Below are 22,900 nucleotides of genomic sequence, written 5' to 3' on the forward strand. Positions count from 1 at the left end.
TAATTTAATTTAATTCACTATAATCCCCAATACTGATACTGGTAAACTCCCCGTTATAACTCGCATGGTTACCAATCATTGAATTATCTAAGATAGCATTTTTGATATGTGCATGCGTTTGTACTAAACTGTTTTTGATAGTCACATTGGTCAAATGCGTAGCTTTCCCTAAAGATACATTAGGTCCCACCGTTGAATTGATTAGAACTACATCTTCCCCTATAAAACAAGGAGGGATTATGGTTGAATTTTCAATTTTAGCCGAATCAGAAATTAAATTTTCTCCATCTTGATGCAAGAAATTCAACATACGAGAGTTGGTATCAACGGTCACATTTTTGTTTCCACAATCCATCCATTCGTCTACTTCTCCAGGAACAAACTTCATTCCTTTAGCCATCATTTGCTTAATCCCATCATTAATTTGGTATTCGCCTCCATGAATAATATTGTTATCAAGCACCGATTGTAACTCATTCTTTAAAACGGCTACATCTTTGAAATAGTATATTCCAATAACTGCCAAATCAGAAACAAACTCTTTTGGTTTTTCTACTAATTCAACAATCTCGTTATTTTCGTTCAAATTGATAACACCAAAAGCTTCTGGTTCCTCCACTTGTTTTACCCAAATCACGCTATCCGCATCTTGATTTAAGTTAAAAGTCGCACGGATTAACGTATCAGCATAAGCAATCACCGCTGGTCCTGAAAGCGACTCTTTAGCACACATAATAGCATGACCAGTTCCTAGTGCTTCATTTTGGTAATAAATAGTTCCTTTAGCACCAATTTTATTGGCAATAGCAATCAAATCTTGCTCAACTTTTTCTCCAAAACTTTCATGAATCACAAAAGCAACTTCGTCAATAGGTTGGTTTAAAACTTTTGCAATATCTTCTACCAATCGATGTACGATAGGCTTTCCAGCCACTGGAATTAATGGTTTTGGAACAGTTAATGTATGTGGGCGAAGACGCGAACCACGTCCAGCCATAGGTACGATTATTTTCATATAAAAGCCTCCCCTGTCCCCTCCAAAGGAGGGGTATACTACCGAGGGCGTAGTTTTTTTATTTATATAATTTTTCTTCGTTTTGTCATTCCCCTTTGGGGGTTAGGGGGCTTCTATTTCACCCCAGTACTTCCAAAACCACCTTCACCTCTATCGGTTTCAGATAGCACTTCGACAGGATGCCAAAACACACGTTCGTGTTTCGCAATGACCAATTGTGCTATACGCTCACCGTCTTCAATATCGAAAAATTCAGTAGAAAGGTTAACTAAAATTACGCCTACTTCCCCACGGTAATCGGCATCTATAGTTCCTGGTGAATTCAGTACTGTAATTCCTTTTTTGAAGGCTAATCCGCTTCGAGGACGCACTTGGGCTTCATATCCTTGAGGCAATTCGATAAACAATCCTGTTTTTACCAACACTCTGCCTAAAGGCGGGATGGTGATGGTTTCATCTAAATTGGCACGTAAGTCCATACCTGCCGACATATCGGTTTCGTAATGTGGTAATGGATGTTTTGATTTATTGATAATTCTGATTTCCATAATTTGATTTTCTTATCCTTTAATAGTGTTTGAAAGGAGTAAAATTTTACAAATTTTATTTTCTTTTCACCATCTTCAATATGGTTTCTTTTTCGTTTCGATAAATATAATAACCAAATGCGATTAAGGCAAATATTCCAAACAGATAACTTTCTCTAAATTTTGGAACGTAAAAAGAGACACCTGCTAAAACCACAGACATGCCCATATAACTCGCTATACGGTTTATGTCGTAAGGGATAGGATATTTCTTTTGTCCCCAATAATACGAAATAAGCATCATGCTTCCGTATGCGACTATGGTAGCCACCGCAGAACCGTAGTAACTCATGGTAGGCACCAACCAATAATTTAAAAGCAACGTTAATCCAGCTCCTATTAAGGAAATAATTGCGCCTATGTGTGTTTTATCAATCAACTTGTACCAGACTGAAAGATTGGTGTAAATCCCCAAGCAGAAATTAGCTAAAACTATTAAAGGCACGACTTTTATAGCATCCCAATACGCTTGACTGGGCACTAACAATCCTTTTAGTAAATCAATAAATACAATGACGAAAAGTAAAATAAACGAGCCCGATATTACAAAATACTTTGTAATGGTAGCATAGGTTTGCGGGGCATTTTCGTTTTGTGCGTGACTAAAAAAGAAAGGTTCGATACCTAAGGTATAAGCCGTACGGAACAACACCATGAACATCCCCAATTTATAACATGCCGAATAGGCACCAATGTCTGCTTTAGAAACGTGTAATTTTTCTAATAAGATTTTATCAAAATGTTCGTTGATGGCAAAACCAATTCCTGCGAAAAGAATCGGCAATCCATAGTTTATCATCTTCTTCCAAAGTGCTTTATCAAATTGTCCCTCGCGTTTGATGTAATGTCCAGAAAGCACAACTAAAGTCAATAAACTGGCAACAACATTGGAAATAAAAATATAACCTACTTGGAAATTTTCATAATACAACGTACTGATAGGATTGTCCTTAGAAATGTGGGGTAAAACTAGAAGGAAAAACAAATTTAAACCCAAATTCAAAGTCACATTACCAATTTTAATCAAAGCATAACGCATTGATTTTTTCTCAGCTCTAAGTTTTGAAAAAGGAATAATAACCAAAGCGTCTAATACCAATATCCAAATCGTATAGGTGATGTATTCTTTTTTTACATTAATAAAATGCGCAATACTTTCTCTAAAAAGTAAACTTATGGCAAGAAAAATAAAAGAGGTCCAAAAAATGGACACCAAAGATGTTTTGGTTACATTTTGCTTATTCTCCTCTAAATTATAATAACGGAAGAAAGCCGTTTCCATGCCATAGGACAAAATCACATTGAAAAAAACCAAATAAGCAAAGATGATAGATACATCGGCAAATTCAGCTTTTGGCAATGCATGCACATATAACGGATTTAATAAAAAACTTATCATACGAGGCAAAACAGTTGCCAAACCGTAGATAAGTGTTTGCTTGAATAAACTTTTATAAAGACTCAAAATAGTTTAGTATTTGAAACGTACAAAAGTATTAATTTTTCTCATTTCCATCAGGTCGTGCCGAAGGATATGCTAACATTTCTTTTACTTTTATATGAGTGATTTTATAATACCGCTTTTTACCCTTATAGGTGTACTGCAAAAGAGCCTCTTTATCTGTAATAGTTACGGGTGCCTTAACCGTTTTTATATGCGGAGCATCACTTGTAGGTTCATCGCCACCCCTGTTCCAATTCGATGCCCCCACAAAACTAAAAAGAAATTCTGTTTCGGATATCGTGTGAACTTTTGCCACTTGGTTACGATAATACAATTGTTCAACTACAACGATTTCCGGTAAAGCTTTTTGAAAAGTGATATAAAAACCTGTACCTGAACCACCTCCACGTACCCCGCCAGTCCAACTTTGGGTATAGGCTTCTTTGATAGGAGTGGACAATTGACTGCTACACGTTTGAAGGGTCAAGCAAGAAAAAATGAATAAAAATAAGGTTTCCATATACAACTGTTTTTAATGAAAGATATATCAATCTAAAACAAATAATGTTCCAAAATAGTATAAATCTCAACGTTTTTACTTACTCAATCTATCTGGCTGAAGGATTTTAATAAAATGATAGCCTCTAGGGGCATACCCTTGATTATAATAAAAACGATGAGCTTTGAAATTCTCTACATAAGCGTCTAAAACTATCATATTCATCTCAAGACTTTCCGCCTTCTGATTGATATAATCCGTCATTAAAGTTCCCACACCTTTTCTACGATAATCAGGGTGCACTACAAAATTGTCGATTTCCATGTAAGGACCGCTCCATAATTTTACACCTTTCCAAAAACCTGTAATCCCAGCTACAATGTCTCCATCATACACGGCCAATTGTTTATAATTATGTGGTATCATTAGCGATAAATAATTCACATATTTTTCTTCTTCCATTTCTGGATATAAATGACGGATGGCGTCTATATGCGCCAGCATTTCTTCGAGGGTGGTGAGTTCTTTTAATTCCATACTATAAAAATAAAAAAAGAGCCACAATAAATTGTGACTCTTTTAAAACTATTAACGAATATCTAGTTAACCTTAATAAATAAACTAAGTTTATTCTTTTCGCTTTGAATGGATTTGAAAAACTCTGTTTTTCGAATCTTATCCATTCAACGCCTCTGCTCCACCTACGATTTCTAAAATCTCGCCAGTAATAGCAGCTTGACGCGCTTTATTATATGTTAACTTCAATTGGTTTCTTAATTCTGTAGCGTTATCTGTCGCTTTGTGCATCGCGGTCATACGCGCTCCGTGCTCTGCAGCAAATGAATCGCGGATAGCTTTGTACAATTGTGTTTTTAATGACTTAGGAATTAAAGTCATGATGATTTCTTCTTTCGATGGTTCGAAGATGTAATCACCTGCAGCAGCTTCAGATTTAGCAATGGGTGCTAATGGTAAAAATTGTTCTGCTTTTACAATTTGCGTAGCTGCGTTTTTAAATTGGTTGTATACCAACTCAATTTTATCATACTGTCCTGCGATGAATTTTTCAGTCAATTCAGAAGCGATAGCAGCCGCTGCATCAAAAGTTAAATTATCAAAAATTGTACTTTCGTTCGCAATTACGTTATGTGTTTTACGCAACACATCGTTTCCTTTTTTACCAATAGTTAACACATCTAGTTGTGCCCCTTGATATTTGTCGGTAAGGTTTTTAACTTCCTTAACTACGTTAGAGTTAAAAGCACCACACAAACCTCTGTTAGAAGTAACTACTACTAAAAGTACTTTCTTCACATCGCGTTGTGCTGTGTAAGCTCCACCTACTTCGCCTTCAAGAGTAGCCGAAAGGTTTTGCAATAACTCTGTTAATTTTTCAGCGTAAGGACGCATAGCCGTAATGGCATCTTGTGCCTTTTTAAGCTTTGCTGCCGAAACCATTTTCATCGCTGATGTAATTTGCATCGTTGATGAAACGGATGTAATTCTATTACGGATTTCCTTTAAATTCGCCATTTTTTTATAGTAATTAGTGACTAGTAAATAGTGATTAGCTAATTACTAATCACTACTCACTATTTACTTTATTAGTTATACTTTGCAGATACTTCTTTTGCTACTTTCTCTAAAACGTCAGTGATGTTGTCATCAAACTTACCTGCTTTAAGAGCGTCTAAAGTATCTCTGTGTTTGTTGTTTAAGAACTCTAAATAATCTTTTTCGAATTCTTTAACTTTAGCTACTGGTACATTTCTTAATAAGTTTTTAGTACCTGCATAGATAATTGCAACTTGGTCTTCCACAGTAAATGGAGAGTTTAAACCTTGTTTTAAGATTTCCACGTTACGTTTACCTTTTTCAATTACGTTTAATGTAGCTGCATCTAAATCAGAACCGAATTTAGCAAATGCTTCTAATTCACGGAACTGTGCTTGGTCTAATTTTAAAGTACCAGATACTTTTTTCATAGACTTGATTTGTGCATTACCTCCTACACGAGATACAGAGATACCTACGTTAATTGCTGGACGAACCCCTGAGTTGAATAAATCAGACTCTAAGAAAATCTGTCCATCAGTAATCGAAATTACGTTCGTTGGGATATACGCAGAAACGTCACCCGCTTGAGTTTCGATAATAGGTAAAGCAGTTAATGAACCACCACCTTTAACGATTGGTTTTAATGACTCAGGTAAGTCATTCATATTTTTAGCGATATCGTCATCAGCGATAACTTTAGCCGCTCTTTCTAATAAACGAGAGTGTAAGTAGAATACGTCTCCAGGGTAAGCCTCACGTCCTGGTGGTCTTCTTAATAATAAAGACACCTCACGGTAAGCAACAGCTTGTTTAGATAAATCATCATAAACGATTAAAGCTGGACGACCTGTATCACGGAAATACTCACCGATAGCAGCACCTGCCATAGGAGCATATACTTGCATTGGAGCAGGGTCAGAAGCATTAGCAGCAACGATAACTGTATAAGCCATTGCACCTTTTTCTTCTAACGTTTTAGCAATTGAAGCTACAGTAGAAGCTTTTTGACCAATAGCTACATAGATACAGAAAACGGGTTTACCTGCATCAAAGAATTCTTTTTGGTTGATAATCGTATCCAAACAAACTGTTGATTTACCAGTTTGACGGTCACCAATTACTAACTCACGCTGACCACGACCAACTGGAATCATAGCATCTACCGCTTTGATACCTGTTTGCATAGGTTCAGTTACTGGTTGACGGAAAATTACCCCTGGTGCTTTACGCTCTAAAGGCATTTCGTATAAGTCACCACCGATAGGACCTTTACCGTCGATAGGCTGTCCTAAAGTGTTTACTACACGTCCTACCATTTGCTCACCAACTTTTAAAGAAGCAATACGTTGTGTTCTTTTAGCAGTAGAACCTTCTTTGATACCTGTAGATGGTCCTAATAATACTACCCCTACGTTATCTTCTTCAAGGTTCAATACGATACCTTCCATACCGTTTTCGAAAACCACTAACTCACCATATTGTACATTAGAAAGCCCATAAATACGAGCAATACCGTCACCTACTTGAAGTACAGTACCTACTTCTTCTAAAGTAGCACCAGATTCAAAACCTGATAATTGTTGCTTTAATATTGCTGAAATTTCAGCTGGTTTAATTTCCGCCATTGTTATATAATTTTTACACTTTCGTGTTATAATTAATTACTCAATTCTCTCTTTAATGTTAATAAACTGTTCGCAACAGAAGCATTGTATTGCTTGTCGCCAATTCTTAAGATAAACCCACCGATGATTGCTGGATTTACTATATTTTTTAAAGTAACCTTTTTAGTTGTTAAAGTACCTGCTTTAGCTAATACTTTAGCTTCTAATTCAGGAGTGATAGCAATAGCAGTAGTTACTGTTGCTACTTCAACTCCGTTAGCTTCATCATACAATTTTGTATATTGCGTAGCTACTTTGTCTAAAAGTTCAAAACGTTTGTTTTCTAATAATAACTGAAATAACGATTTTGTTACTGCACTTGCTTCTTTAAAAACTTCTAATAAAGCACTGTTCTTTACTTCGATTTTTAAAGTTGGGTTAGCAATAAATGTCGCTAACTCAGCATTATCTTGGATAGTTTTAGCAATCAAAGTCATATCGTTGTTTACTTCCTGAGCAACACTCTTTGAAGTAGCAACCTCTAAAATTGCTTTTGCATATCGTACTGCGGCTCTATTACCTGACATACTTCTCGTATTAGTTTAATTTCACTTCATCTAACATTTTCTCAACTAATTTTACTTGAGAATCGTTGCTAGATAATTGGTCTTTTAATATTTTCTCTGCAATTTGTAATGATAAAGCAGAAACTTGTGTTTTCAATTCAGCCATAGCTGCATTTTTCTCACTTTCGATAGAAGCTTTAGCTTGCTCAATTAAACGAGCACCTTGCGTTTGTGCTTCTTCTTTAGCGTCAGCAATCATTTTTTCTTTGATTTCACGAGCTTCTTTTAACATCGTGTCACGCTCTGCACGTGCTTCGTTTAAAATACGTTCGTTGCTTGCTTGCAATTCTTGCATTTCCTTTTTAGCATTTTCAGCAGCTTGTAAGGCACTACGAATACCTTCTTCACGAGTTTCTATAGATTCCATGATAGGTTTCCAAGCAAATTTAGCTAATAAAACAATTAAAATTGTTAAAATTACAATTAGCCAAAAGAATAGACCGTATCCAAAATCGTTAAATATTTTTTCCATTATTGATGTTTTCTGTTTAATTAATAAAAATAGGTTAAATAAAATTACACTTTGCAACCAACCGTTGCAAAGCGTAATTTAAATTTGATTAAGCACCTAAGATTAAGGCACCGAATGCTAAACCTTCTAATAAGGCACCGATGATGATCATCGCTGTTTGGATTTTACCAGCAGCTTCAGGTTGACGAGCAATAGCATCCATTGCAGATCCACCAATTTTACCTAAACCTAAACCAGCTCCGATTACGATTAAACCAGCACCTACTAAATTTGGAATTGTCATAATAAAAGATTTATATAATAATTAAACAATTTTTTTAAAAAATTCTAATTTTTTATTCTATTAATGATGATCATCGTGGTGGTGATCTTGAACCGCCATACCAATGAACAATGATGATAACATAGTAAAGATGAATGCTTGTAAGAACGCTACTAACAATTCAATTACTGAGATAAATAAGGTTAATGCTAACGATACTCCCACAGCTCCACCAGCAGTTAACTGTTGTTTGAACAAGAAGATAATCGCGATTAATCCCATTACTACCGAGTGACCCGCAGTGATGTTTGCAAATAAACGAATCATTAACGAGAAAGGCTTGGTGAAAATCCCTAAAACCTCAATAGGCGCTAAAACAATTTTCATAGGTACAGGTACACCTGGCATCCAGAAAATGTGTTTCCAGTAATCTGCGTTAGCACTTACATTTGTAATAATTAAAGTACATAATGCTAAACATAAAGTTACAGCAATATTCCCAGTTACGTTAATTCCTAAGGGAGTTAAACCTATTAAGTTCAACGTCCAGATTAAGAAGAATACCGTTAATAAATACGGCATGAATTTTTTGTATTTTTTCTCACCAATGTTAGGACGAGCAATTTCATCACGCACATAGATTACAAGTGGTTCTAAGATACGTCCAAAACCAGTTGGTAGTGGATTTCCTTTTTTATACGTTTTTGCTAACGAAGTGAAAGCAAAGAAAATTAAGATTGCCGTTACTAATAACGAAAATACGTTTTTAGTAATTGAAAAATCTAAAGGCTTAGCATTGGTTGGGTGACCATGTGCATCGTTTGTAATTGTACCTTCAGCATCTGATTTATAGATTACCCCATGAACCATTTTATAGAAGTTACCATCCACTTCTGCTAATTCTTTTTCATTGTGAAAAGCAGAGGACATGAACACATGAAGACCATTGTCTACTAAGATAACTGGTAATGGAAAACCTACATGGTGTCCCGTTTCTCCATCAGCATACAAATTGAAATCATGCGAATCCAATAAGTGATGTTTGATAAATGCTTGTACTTCTGGTTTCTCGTCAACTGGACCACCGTGATTAGCTTCATGACCCGCAGTTGTGTGCTCACCTTCAGCGTGTGTTGCTTGAGCATGTGCACTGTCGTGCGCCACTGCATGTGCCTCATGAGCTGGTTTTGCAGTTACATGAGTAGAATCCGTCGTTGGGTTAGCCATTGCTACCCAAGAGAATAAGCCTATAAAGGCCGACATTAGTAATGATACAGGTTTTCTTGTAATCATCATAGGAAATAAAATTTCTATGTTCGTAAATTTCGGTGCAAAGGTACATTTTTTATTTATATGAAAAACGATTGTCCGAAAAAAAAAATATTCTTGCTCCTAATGAACTTTAAAAAACATATTCTTTTATGCTTAATCACAGTAAATCAATAGCTTAAAATTGTGTTTTATTTAGTTTTTTACCTACTAAAAAAGTTAAACCAATCAAATAACCCAAGAATAAAATAAAGAAATTCCATTTCGAGAAAACGAATTGCTTTTGCACTAACCATTTATTTAAGATATAGGTAAAAATAGAAATATTAGTTATAACCACTAAAAAACCTACACCCACTATATCTTTTTTGTTTTCTAATAAAAAAGCCATTACTGCACCTCCTAAGACAAAACAAAACAAAAAGAAAAAATGAACACCATGAAAAACAAGATTCATTTCCGATCCAGACGACAACACATACAACATATTGAGCAAATAAAAAGCCATTCCCGCAAGGAATAGCTTTATAGAAAATTCTTTAATAAACATTATTCATTAATTTGGTTAACTTGTTTGATAACATTATACAAAGCTACAAAGACTCCCACCAAAGTCAATACTTTATCATAATAAAATACAGAATTGGGATAACTAGTATCTAACCATTGTCCGAGCTTGAAAAACAAAAAAATGGTCACCCCCATTTGTGAGGGGATCGTAACTAAAGCCAACCATTTGTTGGTTTTAGATTTTTCATTATCACTTTGTTCTTTATTCGCCATTAACTACATTTAATGAAGGAGTAACCGTTTTCATCACACAAGTAGCCGTGAATTTAGCACCGGGCTCAACTGCTAATTTTCCACAAGTCACTTCGCCTTTTATCGTGGCTGTACCTTTTACGTTTAAAATTTCTTCTACCACGAGTTTACCTTCGGCTTTTCCTTCAACATCTAAATTTTGAGCTAAGATGTCACCGATAACGCTACCTGCAGGTCCTATTACTAATTTTCCCTTAGAATTGAAGTTCCCTATTAGATGCCCGTCTAACCTAAAATCAGCAATTGATTCTATATCCCCTTTAATTATTGTTCCTTCAACAATACGATTTGTTTTTCCTAGTAGGTCCGTGTAGTTTTTTGGTTTTTTGTCAAACATCGTTTAGAGCTTAAGTTGTAATTTTAGATATTCTTCTAAATTCTTTTTCGTTTGAACCACGGTATAATTTTCACTTGAAATTACATGAGCTGGTTCTTTAATCATATATACTTTAGTTTTAGCTAATAGCTGCACTACAAAACGCGCATATTCAATTGAGCTAATACCATGTATCACAATAAAATTTTGGTTTTCAGTATACACATCAAACGAAGTTTTATAGGTTGTATACTGATTATCTTTTAAAAATTGATTGATCTTAGCATTTAAATCTACAGTAGCCTTATCCTCTTTTTTACCCACTTTATATAAGACTTTCCATTTAGTGGAGGTCGAATCATCTACTAATTTCATCGCTTCAAGATGAGGGATGTTAATACGAGTGATTTCGTCTGCCTGTTTGGCTTCCTCTGTATCTGGGAAGAGTTTAACTAATTGTTGCATTGCCGATTTATAGGCTTCAAGTCCTCTTAATTTCCCTAAAGTAGTGGCACGAAGCAAATGGAATTTAGGCACTAATTGATGCCCTTCGAAAGCGATTAATGACTTGTCTAGTCCAGCTAACAAATCCATATATTCTTGATTTTCAAACTGCTTATAATACGCTTTATATACACCAGCAGGCTCATCAACACCTTTTGCATCTTCAACAATTTGACCACTCACTAATTGAGCATAACGTGTATTAGGATAACTGGCAACAATTTCATTTTTTAACACCTCTGCTTTAGCAGGATCAGATAATTGATAAAGTTTAAACAAATGGTATTTGCTTGGTAAAACAAAACGCTCCTCAGGATTATTCTTTAATAAGGTTTCAAATTTTTGTTCTGCTAATTTATTCTCAAAAAATTTCTCTTTGTAAATTTGTCCAAGGTTAAAGTAAGCAATATTTCGCTCTTTAGCTAAACTATCTAAAACAATTTTTGATGTGGGTAGCTTAGAGGTATAAAATGGAACGGTATATTTTTCTTCAAGTTTTTTATGCTCTTTTTTAGCAACTAATATAGAATCTTTTGATACATCATTATTTTGATTACTACTTTTAGTATCTTGAACTTGGTTAGACCATCTCCAATTGTCTACTAAAGCACGCTTACCCCATTTTTTTACGAATTCAATTTTTCCATAGCCAACCGTGGTAGGGTTATAAAAATAAAACTTATTCTTATCGTCATCTAATGCTAAAGGCTGTATGCTTCTTCCTGGAAATCCAGGGGTTGGAGTAACGTTAGGATCAAAAACTGGAGCATTGTTTTCGTTTTGCTGACGATTATCTTCAAGTTGCGCTTTCTTTTTCGCTAAAACATAGGCAATCGAATCTTTACGCATCAAAGTTTTAATATATTTTTTATAATAGACTTCTTTTTCGGAATCACTTAAAGCGGTAACGTACAATAAGCTATCATTTGCTTTTGCAATCCCTTCGTATTTAATTACATCATCTAAGTTTTTTCTACGTTTTTCAATAATAAAGTATTCTCTATTCTTTTTTGTAAAACGGGTTAATGTACTATCGTAGTATTTACCAGCGGCTTCGTACTTAGCTTTATCAAAATAAATTTTAGCTAAATTTCTATAATTAGAAGCCATCAAATAGCTATCACCACCATTAGCACCTAACGATTTATTATAATAAACAACCGCTTTATCTTGCATTTTTAATTTATCGTAAAACAAAGCACGTTGATGATTCAATACATCCAAATAAGGTCGATTTTCACGGTCTTTTAAAAGTTTTCTGTATTTTTCGTAAAAAACAATGGTATCTTTAGTAACGTCTATTAAACTAGCTTGCCTTGCGTGTGATTGAATAACATAAGGTTTAGGTGATTTACGCTTCATATCAATCACTTGCTGATAAACCGCATAGGCACTATCAGCATAGTTCAAACTTTGATAAACTTGACCTAAAATAAAACGATAACGCGCTTTTTCTTCATTATTTTGAGCATATTGAATGGCTTGCTTTAAGGGTTTAATGGCATTGTTTTTTTCATCCAAATTAATGTAAGCTTGTGCTAAAATAGCATTTGCATCCGAAAGAATATGCGGTTTCAAATCGTTCCTTTTAAGAAGTAAGGAAAGATTTTTAACTGCTAAACCATCATTTTCCAGTCTAAGATTTGTTTTTTCACGCCAAATTTTAGCTTCATTAATTTTATCTGAATTAGAATATTTATATAAAATATAATTAAATGCTTCTAAAGCTGGAATAAATCGCTTGTCGTAGTAACGTGCTTTTCCTAAAAGTAAATGCGCTTCATCCATTTGCATATTACGTTCTTTGCCTTCAATATTCATCCCATGTTTTTGAATGGCTTTAACCGCTTTGTCCTCTGCACGTGTAAAGTTCGGATTTTTCCCTTTTTGACCAGGCAAAATCATTTCTTCATCTATCTGCATGCGTTCGACAGGTAATATTTCCCAAAAATCATCGGTATAACCTGATTTTAATTCGTTTATACCTGCCTGTAAAGCTACGTCTCCATTATAAATGGTGTTATATTGCGAGTTTAAAGCATGCCAATTGCGGTTCACTAAGGAGTCCTTTTTAGTAGAACATGCCACGATGAAGGCTATTGAAAAAGTAGCCGTAATATATTTCAAATGATTATTTTTCAACATAAAAATGTTTTAAATAGAAAACGTCTTTAACGACGGTTTTAGTATTATAACCCGTAAAAGTACGTTTCTTTTAAAAAGTAATGAAGTAAATATAAAAAAAATCCCAAAAGCAGCATAACTTTTGGGATTTAATAGTTTATATAAATTTGAATTTGAACACGAATTTGTTTAATGTTCACCACATGTTTTATTGAACCATTAGACGTTGAAAAACAATTCCAACTCTTGTAAGGTTTCGGTAGAAGTCTGAATGTCTTTCACAATACGACCTTTTTCTAAGGCTACAATTCGATTAGAAACTTCAACCGTGTGTTGCAAATCGTGACTTGAAACTAAAACCGTTACATTTGGGTCATCGGCTAATTCCTTGATAATTTTTTTCAAACGGATTTGTGTGGTTGGGTCTAAGTTAGCAAAAGGTTCATCTAAAATAACCACTTCTGGATTTCCAATCAATGAAGCTACAATCCCTGCCTTTTTCTGATTTCCTTTAGAAAAATCACGCAAGTATTTTTTTTGTTTCAACACTTCGCCGTTAAAAAACTCGGCATACTTTTCTAAGAAAGCATCCACATCCGCTTTGTTTTGTCCGCGCAATTCGCCGATAAAATAAAAGTATTCTTCTGGAGTTAAATAGCCAATCAAGAAACTTTCATCTAAAAATGCTGAAGTAAAAGGTTTCCATTTTTCACTCAAATTCACTTGAATTCCGTTAGTTGTAATTTTCCCTGTTGTAGGTTGAATCAAATCTAACAACAAACTGAAAAAAGTAGTTTTACCAGCCCCATTGTTGCCCACTAAACCAAAACTTTCTCCTTTAGGAATAGTCAAAGATTCGATGTTTAATACGGTTGTCCCGTTATATGTTTTTGAAATATTTTCTACGTGTATCATAATTTTTTAGTTTTCTTGTTGTTTAAATCCGTTAATCGCTTCGTACTTTTTCTCTAAATAAATCCCTGCAATTTTATCCAATAACCAGTTGCGTAATACTAAACCGATAATCCCTAAAAGTGCCAATACTAAAGTTGCCGTTTCATGATTGACTAATTTGTAAAAAATGAACCAAATTAGTAAGGGTACTATCATTAAAGGAAGTGAAACTATCCATTGCGTGGCTCCTGTACCTTGGTAATTCATAAAAGGACTTTTTTCTAAATCAATGCGTTTCTTGTTGTATGCACCAGCTAATAAAATCACCAAAATATTTATTCCTAAATTGTATAACGCACAGGCTAAATTCAATAGCAAAATATGCCACCCGAAATACACATAAGGAATCGATAGTAATCCTAAAACGATGACCGAAACAGTCATTAATCCTACTTTCGAATTTAAGTAGCTACGCAAGGGAATGTTTTGCGACATCATCATACTGTAGTAGCTTGCATCCCAAGCAGGAATAAATTGACCAAAACTTATCATGAAAATACCCGTCATAAAAATCCCAACAAACACAAAGAAAGGTGAATGTGCGGAATACTGTGGATTTGTATAAAACATCAAGCCATAAGCCAAGAAAATAAGCGCCATCCAAATGGTAGCTTTAGGACGTTTGTTTCGCCAAATCAGTTTTAAATCCAATTGCAAGAAAGGCGCAATTTCACCAAAACGACGTGTCCAATCTAAATTAGTGGTTTCGGCTTCTGTTACTTTTTGCTTTAAAGAGGCATCTAAATAAAAGTTCTTTCTCAAATAACTAAAATTAAAGGCATATAATCCTACCGCTAAAGCTATCATGCCTAACACAGGTAAAGGATTATTTATGCTAAAATTAAAAAACTGCCCAGCATAAAAAGAGGTTTTAAACACATTGAAATATTCTAACCCAACTAATGTCAAAACACCTCCCACAAAAGGAAGAAAACCTTTGATATTAGTAGTGAATTTCTTTTTGATTAAAAAATTGGCAAAATTAATACTAAACACTACAGCTGTTAAGAGTAATAACCAAACCAGCAGTTGCAGGTTTGTAATATCACCTTGTACACGACAAAAAATCACAAAAGGAACAGCTATCAAGAACGCCATCAAATTATAAAAAGAAAACATACTTTTTATTAATACATAATGGATAATCGCTTGCTTTTTAATAGGAGTAAACAAAAACGAACGAATGTTAATGACTGGAAGTGTTTGCATAAAGAAACGAAAAACCATTTCAAATAATATCCAATACACCATAAGGTTGTTGAAAACCTTCACAGGTTCTTGTTTTGGGAATAATTTTTCTAAAATAGGATACATACCTACTCCCATAGCTAGGAATACCAAGGTAAAATAAATACCTAGAAAGCCCATTAAAATTTTTAATCCCAAGCTTTTGCCTACACTTGCAGACCTAAAAAAAGACTTGATTTCAAGATTGAGAAAATGTTTAATCATTTTGATTTGTTTTTGATTCTTTAGTAGCGATTTTTTTAAAACGTTACAGTTTTTGGTAAAATTTATATTCGGGATACGTTTCCGTCAAATATTTATCAGCTTTTGCAGGGATTTCAAAAAGCATGATGTAGATAATTAACAAAAAGGAGATAAGAAAAAAAGCAAATAGAAAAGCCCCCACTTTACCTTCTAAAAAATCATCGACGGTATTCATAACTTGAAAAGGGAAAAAGAAAAAAAACATTAAGGAACTTTTTCCAAAAATGATATCTTTTAACAACCATCTTTCCTTTTGTTTGTTCTTATTTCTTCTCCAAACATTAAAACTTACAAATCCAACGAAACCTACTGCATATAACAAGAAAAAAAATCCAGATGTTGGATCTTCAATATTTTTATTTAGTAAAAGAGTATAAACTAAAAAAATTGCACTGCACGTAAGTAAGATTTTAGGTAAAGTAAAGAAGGTCTTAAAATGTTGTAAAATAAGTTTGTTGTACTTTTTGTTTAATGCAAATACCCGATTTTCTACTACATCCATAAATCCAAAAATTCCAAACTTTTTAAATTCTTTTTCTAAACATTCCTCAAAAGTAAGCGATGGATTTTCTGCCCATTGCGTTTCAATCCCGTTGGCTAAATGGTCTACCAATTCCATTTGCAAATCCACCCATTCAACATAATGCTTTATGGTAAATTCTTTTAGTTGTTCTAATTGTGATGCTGTGACTTTCATACTAATAACTCAATTTAGGGTTCACTAATACTTGCATATTTTTAATAAATTCTTCCAATTCCGCCAAACGATTTACGGTTTCGGCCATTCCCTTTTCCGTAAGTTTATAATACTTCCGAACTCGGTTATCCACCCGTTCCGCCTCTACTTCTACAATCCCCTCGGCTTCTAATTTATGTAAAGCTGGATACAAGGCACCTTCTGTAATTTGCAACTCCCCTTGGGTTATTTCTTTTACCTTTTGGGTTATCTCATAACCATACATCCTACCCTTTTCTTCCAAAAGTTTCAATACTATGGTGGTAAGACTTCCTTTATATAATTGTGAATTTTTCATAGTTCGAAATTTGAAACAAATATACATAAATTTCTTATGTATAACTTTCTTAGGTATTAAATATTTAAGTTAAATAAGGTGATTCAAACGGTATTTTGTACTTTTGTTTAAAACAAAATTGTATGTCAACATTCTACAAACTAGCTGTAAAAGAGGTAAAAAGGGAAACTCCCCAAGCTATTTCAGTAGCTTTTCATGTACCTTTAGAATTTCAAGATTTTTACAAATTCACAGCAGGTCAATACGTTACCCTAAAATTAACTTTAGATGGACAAGAAGTGCGCAGAGCTTATTCTTTATGCACAGCGCCCTCCAGCAATGAATTACGCATTGCCATCAAAGCCGTAAAAAACGGTACTTTTTCTAAGTTTGCCAACGAACAATTGCAAGAAGGCAATGTAATAGAAGTGGGTATGCCCGAAGGTCGTTTTTCTTTTGAACCGGATACCGAAAGACAACGCAACTACATGGGTTTTGCTGCTGGTAGTGGTATTACCCCTATCATGTCTATCCTGCAAACCGTGTTAAAACAAGAACCTAAAAGTTCCTTTGTTTTAGTGTACGGAAATAAATCGCCAGAAGAAACTATTTTCCATACGCAATTAGCTGAATTACAGAAGAACTTTTTAGGTCGTTTAACGGTACATTACGTATTTAGTCAAGCGCAAATAGAAGGACAACTTTCGGGACGCATTGATAAAAATGTAGTAAATACCGTTCATGGAAAACATGTGGGTCAAAATTTTGACAAATACTATTTATGTGGTCCAGAGGAAATGATTACTGCGGTGAATGCTACTTTGATAGAGAAAGGCGTAGCAGACAAGAATATTAAATTCGAATTATTCTCAGCTACACCTACTACTGCTGCACCAGCTAGTAATGGCAGTTTGGAGCATGCAAAAATCACAGTGGTTTTAGATAGTGAAGAAGAAACTTTTGAAATGTCGGCAAAGCAAACCTTGTTAGAAGCTACTTTAAAACAAGGCATGGACGCCCCCTATTCTTGTCAAGGAGGTGTGTGCAGTAGCTGTATTGCCCGCGTGACATCAGGAAGTGCTGTGATGAAAAAGAACAGTATTTTAACCGATAAAGAAATTGCAGAGGGATTGATTTTGACTTGTCAAGCGCATCCTACTTCAGCAAATGTAACTATCGATTTTGATGATGTGTAACCTTCTATGAAAAATAAATACAAACTATTTGAAAAAGCTCCCGAACTTCTGGACGAACCTGAAGTTCAGGAGCTTTTATCGTATTGCGAAAATTTAGAAGATGAATTGATTGACTTACGTTTCGAAAAAGACAAAAACAAGGAACTCATTTTACTCGATATGGTACGAGAGGTGCTTAAAAGTTGTACTGCGCTAGAAAAACAACAAATGGAGCATGAGCGCTTTGGATATGAATTACCTGATTACCAACAATCCATTCAAGACTTAAAAAACTATATTTTAGAGGTTTGTAAAGAAAGTAAAATTTGGTTGTAATCTTTTGTTTTAGGATTATCAAAAAAAAAAATCTATTTCAATACTCTAATCAATTTTTCAACTACCGCTTTAGGTAAAATCGTACGCATAGCCTCTTCATATCCTTTCACAACTTTGTTTCCATAAACAGAAGTAGGCAGCAATGGATATGTAATTCTGTCGGCTGTCAAACAATACTCATCGGGTTGATGAAACGGTTGGAATCCTGCATACGGATGGGTTGCTCCCCAGAGTGTAATCACTTTTACCCCTAACATGGCCGCAATATGCGCGTTACCACTATCCATAGAAAGCATTACATCTAAATTAGAAATCAAAGCCAATTCTTCTTGAAATTTAATCTTACCCGCTACAACAACAACGTTAGCATGATTGTTTTGTAATTGATTTAGTTTGTCAATTTCTGTTTTACCTCCACCAAATAAAAATATTTTATGAGCCGTTGAGGCTAAATTATCCACAACCTCTTGCATCAAATCTAAGGGATACACTTTAGAATCATACTGCGCAAAAGGGGCAATTCCTATCCATTTTTCAGATTTATTTCCAGTTACTTTTTTAATAGTTTCAGTCAATTCCGATGGAGCTGGAAAACTAACTTGGGTTAAATCGATAGGAAAACCTAACTGTTCAAAAGTGGTTACATGACGCTCAACCATAGACTTTACAGGAGCAAAAACTTTATTTTCAGCTCTAGTCAATGCTTTTTTATCCTTGCGCCCTTTGTCCGTAGCGGCGACCTTTTTACCACTCACAGCAAACAAACTACGTACTATCTTAGAACGTAAAACGTTGTGCAAATCGGCAACCACATCTATATTCAATTGTTTTAAATCATGGTACAAACGCACTAACCCGATCATCCCTTTGTGTCGTTTGTTCAAGTCGATTGCAAAGAAATTCACGTTAGCTATATCATCAAAAAAAGGTTTAAAAAATGGACGTGATACAACGGTAACTTTTACTTCAGGATGTTGCTGTGTAAGGGCACGCAATACAGGCACTGTCATAGCTACATCGCCCATAGCTGATAAACGGATGACTAAAATGTGTTTCATTGCTTTACTAGAGTTTTTTTTAGTTCACAACTATTTTTTGAAAGAAAAAACGATTAAGTCATTCACAAAATCACTTAATCGTTTGGTACTTGTCTTATAATTCCAAAAGAACTATTTTTTAAGTTGATACAATACTGGATTTAATTCCTCGTCATTATACATTTTCATTTGTTTATACACTTTCATGTATTTATCACCATTCTCAATATCCTCAATTAATTGACTAATTGAAATAAACATATCGCTCTTTTGCTCTAACAAAACATTCAATTTTTCTTGACATTTTGTACGATGTTCATCTGAAGCCGTTTCGCGAGTAGCTTCTTCGTTCATGTGATAAATTTTTAATGCCAAAATTGACAAGCGATCTATGGCCCAAGCAGGACTTTCAGTATTGATTCTTGCATCAGCTTTTACCTGTACATTAGCATATTTTTGTAAAAAATAACTATCAATATATTCTACCATGTCAGTACGAACTTGGTTAGAGGCATCAATTTTTCGCTTTAAATCTAAAGCTGCAATAGGATCAATTTGTGGATCACGAATAATATCTTCATAATGCCATTGTACGGTATCTACCCAGTTTTTTGCATATAACAAATGTTCAATCGAACCTTTTTCAAAAGGATTTACAACATCTTGATATACGTCGTCTTTGATATGGTATTCTTGGATACTTTTTTCAAAAATAGGAAAAGCAAATTCTGCAAACATGTGTTATTAATTATATAAGTGTTACAAAAGTACGGTTTTTTGTACTTTTGTTGAAAATATATTTTTATACATGAATCTAAATTTTCTTTTTAATAGCGGTAAAAATCCTAAATGGAAGTATTACCTAAAAAATATCGTTAACAATGCCTTGCCAAAAATTATATTCCGCTGGCAACTAAAAGGATATCTTAAAGGATTCGAAAATAGAAAAGATAAAGAATACATCCTTAATCGGGTGAACTATTACAACAAACTGAATCAAAAAGCAGACTTACCCAACCACGCCATTCGATTAAAAGATAATGAAGTGGGTAGTGTCAGTTCAGTATATTATTATGATGCTCAAGAAATTATTCGCTATTTTAACCCCTTATTAAAATGGTTTAACTGCTATGGTGATGTGACTCATATACCTGAAGTACCGTCTATTGTAAAAAGTAGACCTATACACGGTGAAAATCAAAATAGTATTATATTAAAATTAGAAAAAGTAAGGCATTTTATCTTTTTAAAAGACACAAAACCTTTTAGAGAAAAATGGAATAAAATTATTTTTAGAGGAAAAATTGTAGGCAAACAACATCGTATTGATTTTATGGAAATGTATTTTGGGAATTCAAAATTCGATATCGGTGATGTATCAAAACATCAGGTAAAACCTGAATGGGAGGTTCCTAAAAAAACGTTATGGGAACATTTAGATTATAAATTCATCATGTCGATTGAAGGCAATGATGTAGCAAGTAACTTGAAATGGGTTATGTCATCCAATTCAATAGCTGTAATGCCTAAACCCACTTATGAAACGTGGTTTATGGAAGGGACTCTTATTCCGAATGTACACTATATAGAAATAAAACCCGATTATTCAGACACCGAAGAACGTATTAATTATTACATAGAACACCCTGAGGAAGCTGAAAAAATAATTAAAAATGCTAATACCTATTGTCAACAATTTTTTGATGAAAAAAGAGAACGAATAATTTCACTATTAGTGATGAAAAAATACTTCGAAATGACTAATCAAAATTATTTAAGCTAATTAACTATGCACATCCATTATATCTCTGAACAAAATAGTGTACTCAATCATTTTTTGGCACAAATTAGGGACGTTAATATTCAAAAAGACAGTATGCGCTTTCGTAAAAATATAGAGCGCATAGGCGAAATCATGTCGTATGAAATTAGCAAACAACTTGAATATAAAAACCTTGAAATACAAACTCCTCTTGGTATCAAAAAAACCACAACAATAGCTAATCCCATTGTTTTATGTTCCATATTAAGAGCTGGATTAGCTTTACACCAAGGTTTTATTAATTATTTTGATGAGGCAGAAAACGGTTTCGTTTCAGCCTATCGTCATCATTATAACAATGATGATGCGTTTGACATTTTAGTAGAATATCAAGCTACACCCTCTTTTGAAGGAAAAAACATGATTTTAGTGGATCCCATGTTAGCCACGGGTCAATCAATAGTAGCTGTTTTAAACAAATTGCATGTTGAACATCAGCCTAAAGAAATTCACATTGCTGTAGTCATAGCTGCTCCAGAAGGTGTACAGTACTTACAAGAACAGTTACCTGAAAATGTGCATTTATGGGTAGGCGCTTTAGATGAAAAATTGAACGAGAAAAATTATATCGTACCTGGTTTAGGAGACGCAGGCGATTTAGCCTACGGAATTAAACTATAATATTTAAAACCACAGATTTTATTTTGGTTTCAAGATAAAATCTGTGGTTATTTTTTATATCAATTGTAACAAATAAGTAACCAAACTGGCAATTGCTAATACGGCCACTATCCCTTCTTTCACCCAAAACTTTTTAATCGTTTCTAAATAATTGGTCAACATAATGGCTACGGGAACAAAAGTGTATATCAAATAGCTATTGTGTTTATTAGGTGTCAAAAAGAAGACGGCCAACCCAATGATAAAAGCAAAAATAACCTTACGATAAGAGGAGATTAGGTTAGACAATTTACTTTGCAAAATAAATAACATCGTCACAAAAGCAACCAAAGCTACTAACACATAAATAGCTACAGCCACATTTTGAAAAACAGTCGTGATATCATTCAATTTCAAATCAACAACAATTTGATTCGGGTATTCTTTTAAAAAATCGGGATAAAACGCTAAGGCTCCCATTACAGCTAAAACCACCACGGTAAAAAAAGCAATAAAAGGAATAATCCAGTTACGGTAATCTCTAGAAACGTGTAAAATAATAGAGACAAAAACTAACAGCATAAATAGAATACACCAAAAATTGATTAAAGAGGCCGCAAAAATCCAAAGCGAGGCATCAAAAATTTTCTCTTTTGGGGTAATCATCGAATGCATAGAAATCAATCTTCTTAAGGCTAAAAGAATAAAACCATTTGCTAAAATTAATTTCAAATCGGACAAAGTACTCGGAAATAATATCAAAAAAAGGAAAAACAATAGAAACGTATAACTATTGTCTTTACTCAATCCGTTCTTTTTGGTTATAAAGTTGGTTAACAATAAAGAACCTATCAGTAACAGTAAAATTCCAATTTTTTCAGCGATTTGCAAGCCCGATAAATCGAGTCCACTCATTCTGAATTGGTACAAAGAAAAGCACACTATCAATAAAAGTGTGACAATTATATAATTTATTGGTCGAGATTTACTAAAAACACTTGTAATCATGAGTATATTTTATATTTTTGCTGTGTAAATATAATACATTCGTCATGATGAAATCAATATTTGAAGCAATTCAATGGTTATTTGAAGCCGTTTTATTTGCTCCACACGACTTAATGCGCTTCACTGAGTTAGAAAACTGGTGGGTAGCTAACCTAATCAACTGGGTTTTATGGGGTATTATTAGTTATTATATTTGGTATTGGACTAAAGAATTAAAAATATTCAAAGACAATAACGAAGACGAGCAAGATACTACTGCTCACTCATTCTTAAAATAATAAAAAATGCCAGGATTGTATCTTGGCATTTTTTTATGAAATAAATCTATAAAAAAAGCGCCTTAAAAGTAAGACGCTCATTTTT

The 22,900-nt window shown here is 34.0% G+C and carries 27 protein-coding genes; 5 read left to right on the top strand and 22 right to left on the bottom strand.

The genetic code is table 11. The features are described from left to right. Positions 1-4 precede the first annotated feature (4 nt). The 19 genes from ACQY29_RS03235 to ACQY29_RS03325 all read right to left on the bottom strand — a co-directional run bounded on the left by ACQY29_RS03235 (position 5) and on the right by ACQY29_RS03325 (position 16,580). The gene (locus tag ACQY29_RS03235; protein ID WP_428223814.1) at positions 5-1,015 is read right to left on the bottom strand and encodes a sugar phosphate nucleotidyltransferase; all 1,011 of its coding nucleotides are present in this window, start codon (positions 1,013-1,015) and stop codon (positions 5-7) included. A 113-nt stretch (positions 1,016-1,128) separates the two neighbouring features. Further along, the gene (gene dut / locus ACQY29_RS03240) at positions 1,129-1,563 is read right to left on the bottom strand and encodes a dUTP diphosphatase (RefSeq protein ID WP_428223815.1); all 435 of its coding nucleotides are present in this window, start codon (positions 1,561-1,563) and stop codon (positions 1,129-1,131) included. 55 nt (positions 1,564-1,618) lie between these two features. Next, positions 1,619-3,067, bottom strand: coding sequence for an oligosaccharide flippase family protein (locus ACQY29_RS03245; protein WP_428223816.1), 1,449 nt, complete (start codon positions 3,065-3,067; stop codon positions 1,619-1,621). A gap of 31 nt (positions 3,068-3,098) precedes the next feature. Beyond that, positions 3,099-3,566 (bottom strand): hypothetical protein, encoded by a 468-nt coding sequence (locus ACQY29_RS03250; protein ID WP_428223817.1) that lies wholly within the window; start codon positions 3,564-3,566, stop codon positions 3,099-3,101. Between the two features lie 75 nt (positions 3,567-3,641). Continuing rightward, positions 3,642-4,082: a GNAT family N-acetyltransferase gene (locus ACQY29_RS03255; protein ID WP_428223818.1), complete on the bottom strand. Its 441-nt coding sequence runs from the start codon at positions 4,080-4,082 to the stop codon at positions 3,642-3,644. Between the two features lie 138 nt (positions 4,083-4,220). Next, complete coding sequence (gene atpG / locus ACQY29_RS03260; RefSeq protein WP_428223819.1) at positions 4,221-5,078, bottom strand: ATP synthase F1 subunit gamma; 858 nt, start codon at positions 5,076-5,078, stop codon at positions 4,221-4,223. 71 nt (positions 5,079-5,149) lie between these two features. Then, on the bottom strand, positions 5,150-6,727 hold the full coding sequence (gene atpA / locus ACQY29_RS03265; protein ID WP_105195561.1) for a F0F1 ATP synthase subunit alpha: 1,578 nt from the start codon (positions 6,725-6,727) through the stop codon (positions 5,150-5,152). Positions 6,728-6,759: 32 nt separating this feature from the next. Further along, positions 6,760-7,293: an ATP synthase F1 subunit delta gene (gene atpH, locus ACQY29_RS03270; RefSeq protein WP_428223820.1), complete on the bottom strand. Its 534-nt coding sequence runs from the start codon at positions 7,291-7,293 to the stop codon at positions 6,760-6,762. Between the two features lie 10 nt (positions 7,294-7,303). Beyond that, positions 7,304-7,804, bottom strand: a complete 501-nt coding sequence (locus ACQY29_RS03275) for a F0F1 ATP synthase subunit B (RefSeq protein ID WP_354018285.1) — start codon at positions 7,802-7,804, stop codon at positions 7,304-7,306. Between the two features lie 88 nt (positions 7,805-7,892). Next, on the bottom strand, positions 7,893-8,087 hold the full coding sequence (locus ACQY29_RS03280) for an ATP synthase F0 subunit C (protein ID WP_014165720.1): 195 nt from the start codon (positions 8,085-8,087) through the stop codon (positions 7,893-7,895). A 60-nt stretch (positions 8,088-8,147) separates the two neighbouring features. Beyond that, the gene (gene atpB / locus ACQY29_RS03285) at positions 8,148-9,362 is read right to left on the bottom strand and encodes a F0F1 ATP synthase subunit A (RefSeq protein ID WP_428223821.1); all 1,215 of its coding nucleotides are present in this window, start codon (positions 9,360-9,362) and stop codon (positions 8,148-8,150) included. A gap of 151 nt (positions 9,363-9,513) precedes the next feature. Further along, positions 9,514-9,885 (bottom strand): hypothetical protein, encoded by a 372-nt coding sequence (locus tag ACQY29_RS03290; RefSeq protein WP_428223822.1) that lies wholly within the window; start codon positions 9,883-9,885, stop codon positions 9,514-9,516. Next, positions 9,885-10,118 carry an AtpZ/AtpI family protein gene (locus tag ACQY29_RS03295; protein ID WP_428223823.1) on the bottom strand — a complete coding sequence of 78 codons (234 nt, stop codon included), beginning with the start codon at positions 10,116-10,118 and terminating at the stop codon, positions 9,885-9,887. The genes ACQY29_RS03290 and ACQY29_RS03295 overlap by 1 nt, the downstream gene beginning before the upstream one ends. After that, positions 10,108-10,494 carry a bactofilin family protein gene (locus ACQY29_RS03300; RefSeq protein WP_428223824.1) on the bottom strand — a complete coding sequence of 129 codons (387 nt, stop codon included), beginning with the start codon at positions 10,492-10,494 and terminating at the stop codon, positions 10,108-10,110. Before ACQY29_RS03300 ends, ACQY29_RS03295 begins: the two co-directional genes overlap by 11 nt. A gap of 3 nt (positions 10,495-10,497) precedes the next feature. After that, the gene (locus ACQY29_RS03305; RefSeq protein ID WP_428223825.1) at positions 10,498-13,122 is read right to left on the bottom strand and encodes a tetratricopeptide repeat protein; all 2,625 of its coding nucleotides are present in this window, start codon (positions 13,120-13,122) and stop codon (positions 10,498-10,500) included. Between the two features lie 198 nt (positions 13,123-13,320). Beyond that, positions 13,321-14,016, bottom strand: a complete 696-nt coding sequence (locus ACQY29_RS03310) for an ABC transporter ATP-binding protein (protein ID WP_428223826.1) — start codon at positions 14,014-14,016, stop codon at positions 13,321-13,323. 6 nt (positions 14,017-14,022) lie between these two features. Next, positions 14,023-15,507, bottom strand: coding sequence for a DUF5687 family protein (locus ACQY29_RS03315; protein ID WP_428223827.1), 1,485 nt, complete (start codon positions 15,505-15,507; stop codon positions 14,023-14,025). Positions 15,508-15,550: 43 nt separating this feature from the next. Beyond that, positions 15,551-16,243: a hypothetical protein gene (locus ACQY29_RS03320; protein ID WP_428223828.1), complete on the bottom strand. Its 693-nt coding sequence runs from the start codon at positions 16,241-16,243 to the stop codon at positions 15,551-15,553. 1 nt (position 16,244) lies between these two features. Next, the gene (locus tag ACQY29_RS03325) at positions 16,245-16,580 is read right to left on the bottom strand and encodes a PadR family transcriptional regulator (RefSeq protein WP_428223829.1); all 336 of its coding nucleotides are present in this window, start codon (positions 16,578-16,580) and stop codon (positions 16,245-16,247) included. Positions 16,581-16,702: 122 nt separating this feature from the next. Here ACQY29_RS03325 and ACQY29_RS03330 point away from each other — a divergent pair, with 122 nt between their 5' ends. Continuing rightward, a complete protein-coding gene (locus tag ACQY29_RS03330) occupies positions 16,703-17,755 on the top strand; it encodes a 2Fe-2S iron-sulfur cluster-binding protein (RefSeq protein WP_428223830.1) in 1,053 nt (350 codons plus the stop codon). Positions 17,756-17,761: 6 nt separating this feature from the next. Further along, positions 17,762-18,070, top strand: a complete 309-nt coding sequence (locus ACQY29_RS03335; RefSeq protein ID WP_428223831.1) for a hypothetical protein — start codon at positions 17,762-17,764, stop codon at positions 18,068-18,070. 32 nt (positions 18,071-18,102) lie between these two features. Here ACQY29_RS03335 and ACQY29_RS03340 read toward each other — a convergent pair whose 3' ends face one another. Together ACQY29_RS03340 and ACQY29_RS03345 are read right to left on the bottom strand one after the other, a co-directional pair. Next, the gene (locus tag ACQY29_RS03340) at positions 18,103-19,128 is read right to left on the bottom strand and encodes a glycosyltransferase family 9 protein (protein WP_428223832.1); all 1,026 of its coding nucleotides are present in this window, start codon (positions 19,126-19,128) and stop codon (positions 18,103-18,105) included. Positions 19,129-19,239: 111 nt separating this feature from the next. After that, positions 19,240-19,845, bottom strand: a complete 606-nt coding sequence (locus ACQY29_RS03345; protein ID WP_428223833.1) for a DUF4254 domain-containing protein — start codon at positions 19,843-19,845, stop codon at positions 19,240-19,242. Between the two features lie 70 nt (positions 19,846-19,915). Here ACQY29_RS03345 and ACQY29_RS03350 point away from each other — a divergent pair, with 70 nt between their 5' ends. Continuing rightward, complete coding sequence (locus tag ACQY29_RS03350; RefSeq protein WP_428223834.1) at positions 19,916-20,890, top strand: glycosyl transferase family 90; 975 nt, start codon at positions 19,916-19,918, stop codon at positions 20,888-20,890. Between the two features lie 6 nt (positions 20,891-20,896). Further along, on the top strand, positions 20,897-21,550 hold the full coding sequence (upp, locus tag ACQY29_RS03355) for a uracil phosphoribosyltransferase (protein ID WP_428223835.1): 654 nt from the start codon (positions 20,897-20,899) through the stop codon (positions 21,548-21,550). 54 nt (positions 21,551-21,604) lie between these two features. Here upp and ACQY29_RS03360 read toward each other — a convergent pair whose 3' ends face one another. Beyond that, entirely contained in the window at positions 21,605-22,537 is a 933-nt protein-coding gene (locus ACQY29_RS03360; RefSeq protein WP_428223836.1) for a DUF6427 family protein, read from the bottom strand. Positions 22,538-22,581: 44 nt separating this feature from the next. Here ACQY29_RS03360 and ACQY29_RS03365 point away from each other — a divergent pair, with 44 nt between their 5' ends. Next, the gene (locus ACQY29_RS03365) at positions 22,582-22,815 is read left to right on the top strand and encodes a DUF6341 family protein (protein WP_428223837.1); all 234 of its coding nucleotides are present in this window, start codon (positions 22,582-22,584) and stop codon (positions 22,813-22,815) included. Positions 22,816-22,900 lie beyond the last annotated feature (85 nt).

It is taken from the genome of Flavobacterium sp., from assembly GCF_965262375.1.
Taxonomy (GTDB): domain Bacteria; phylum Bacteroidota; class Bacteroidia; order Flavobacteriales; family Flavobacteriaceae; genus Flavobacterium.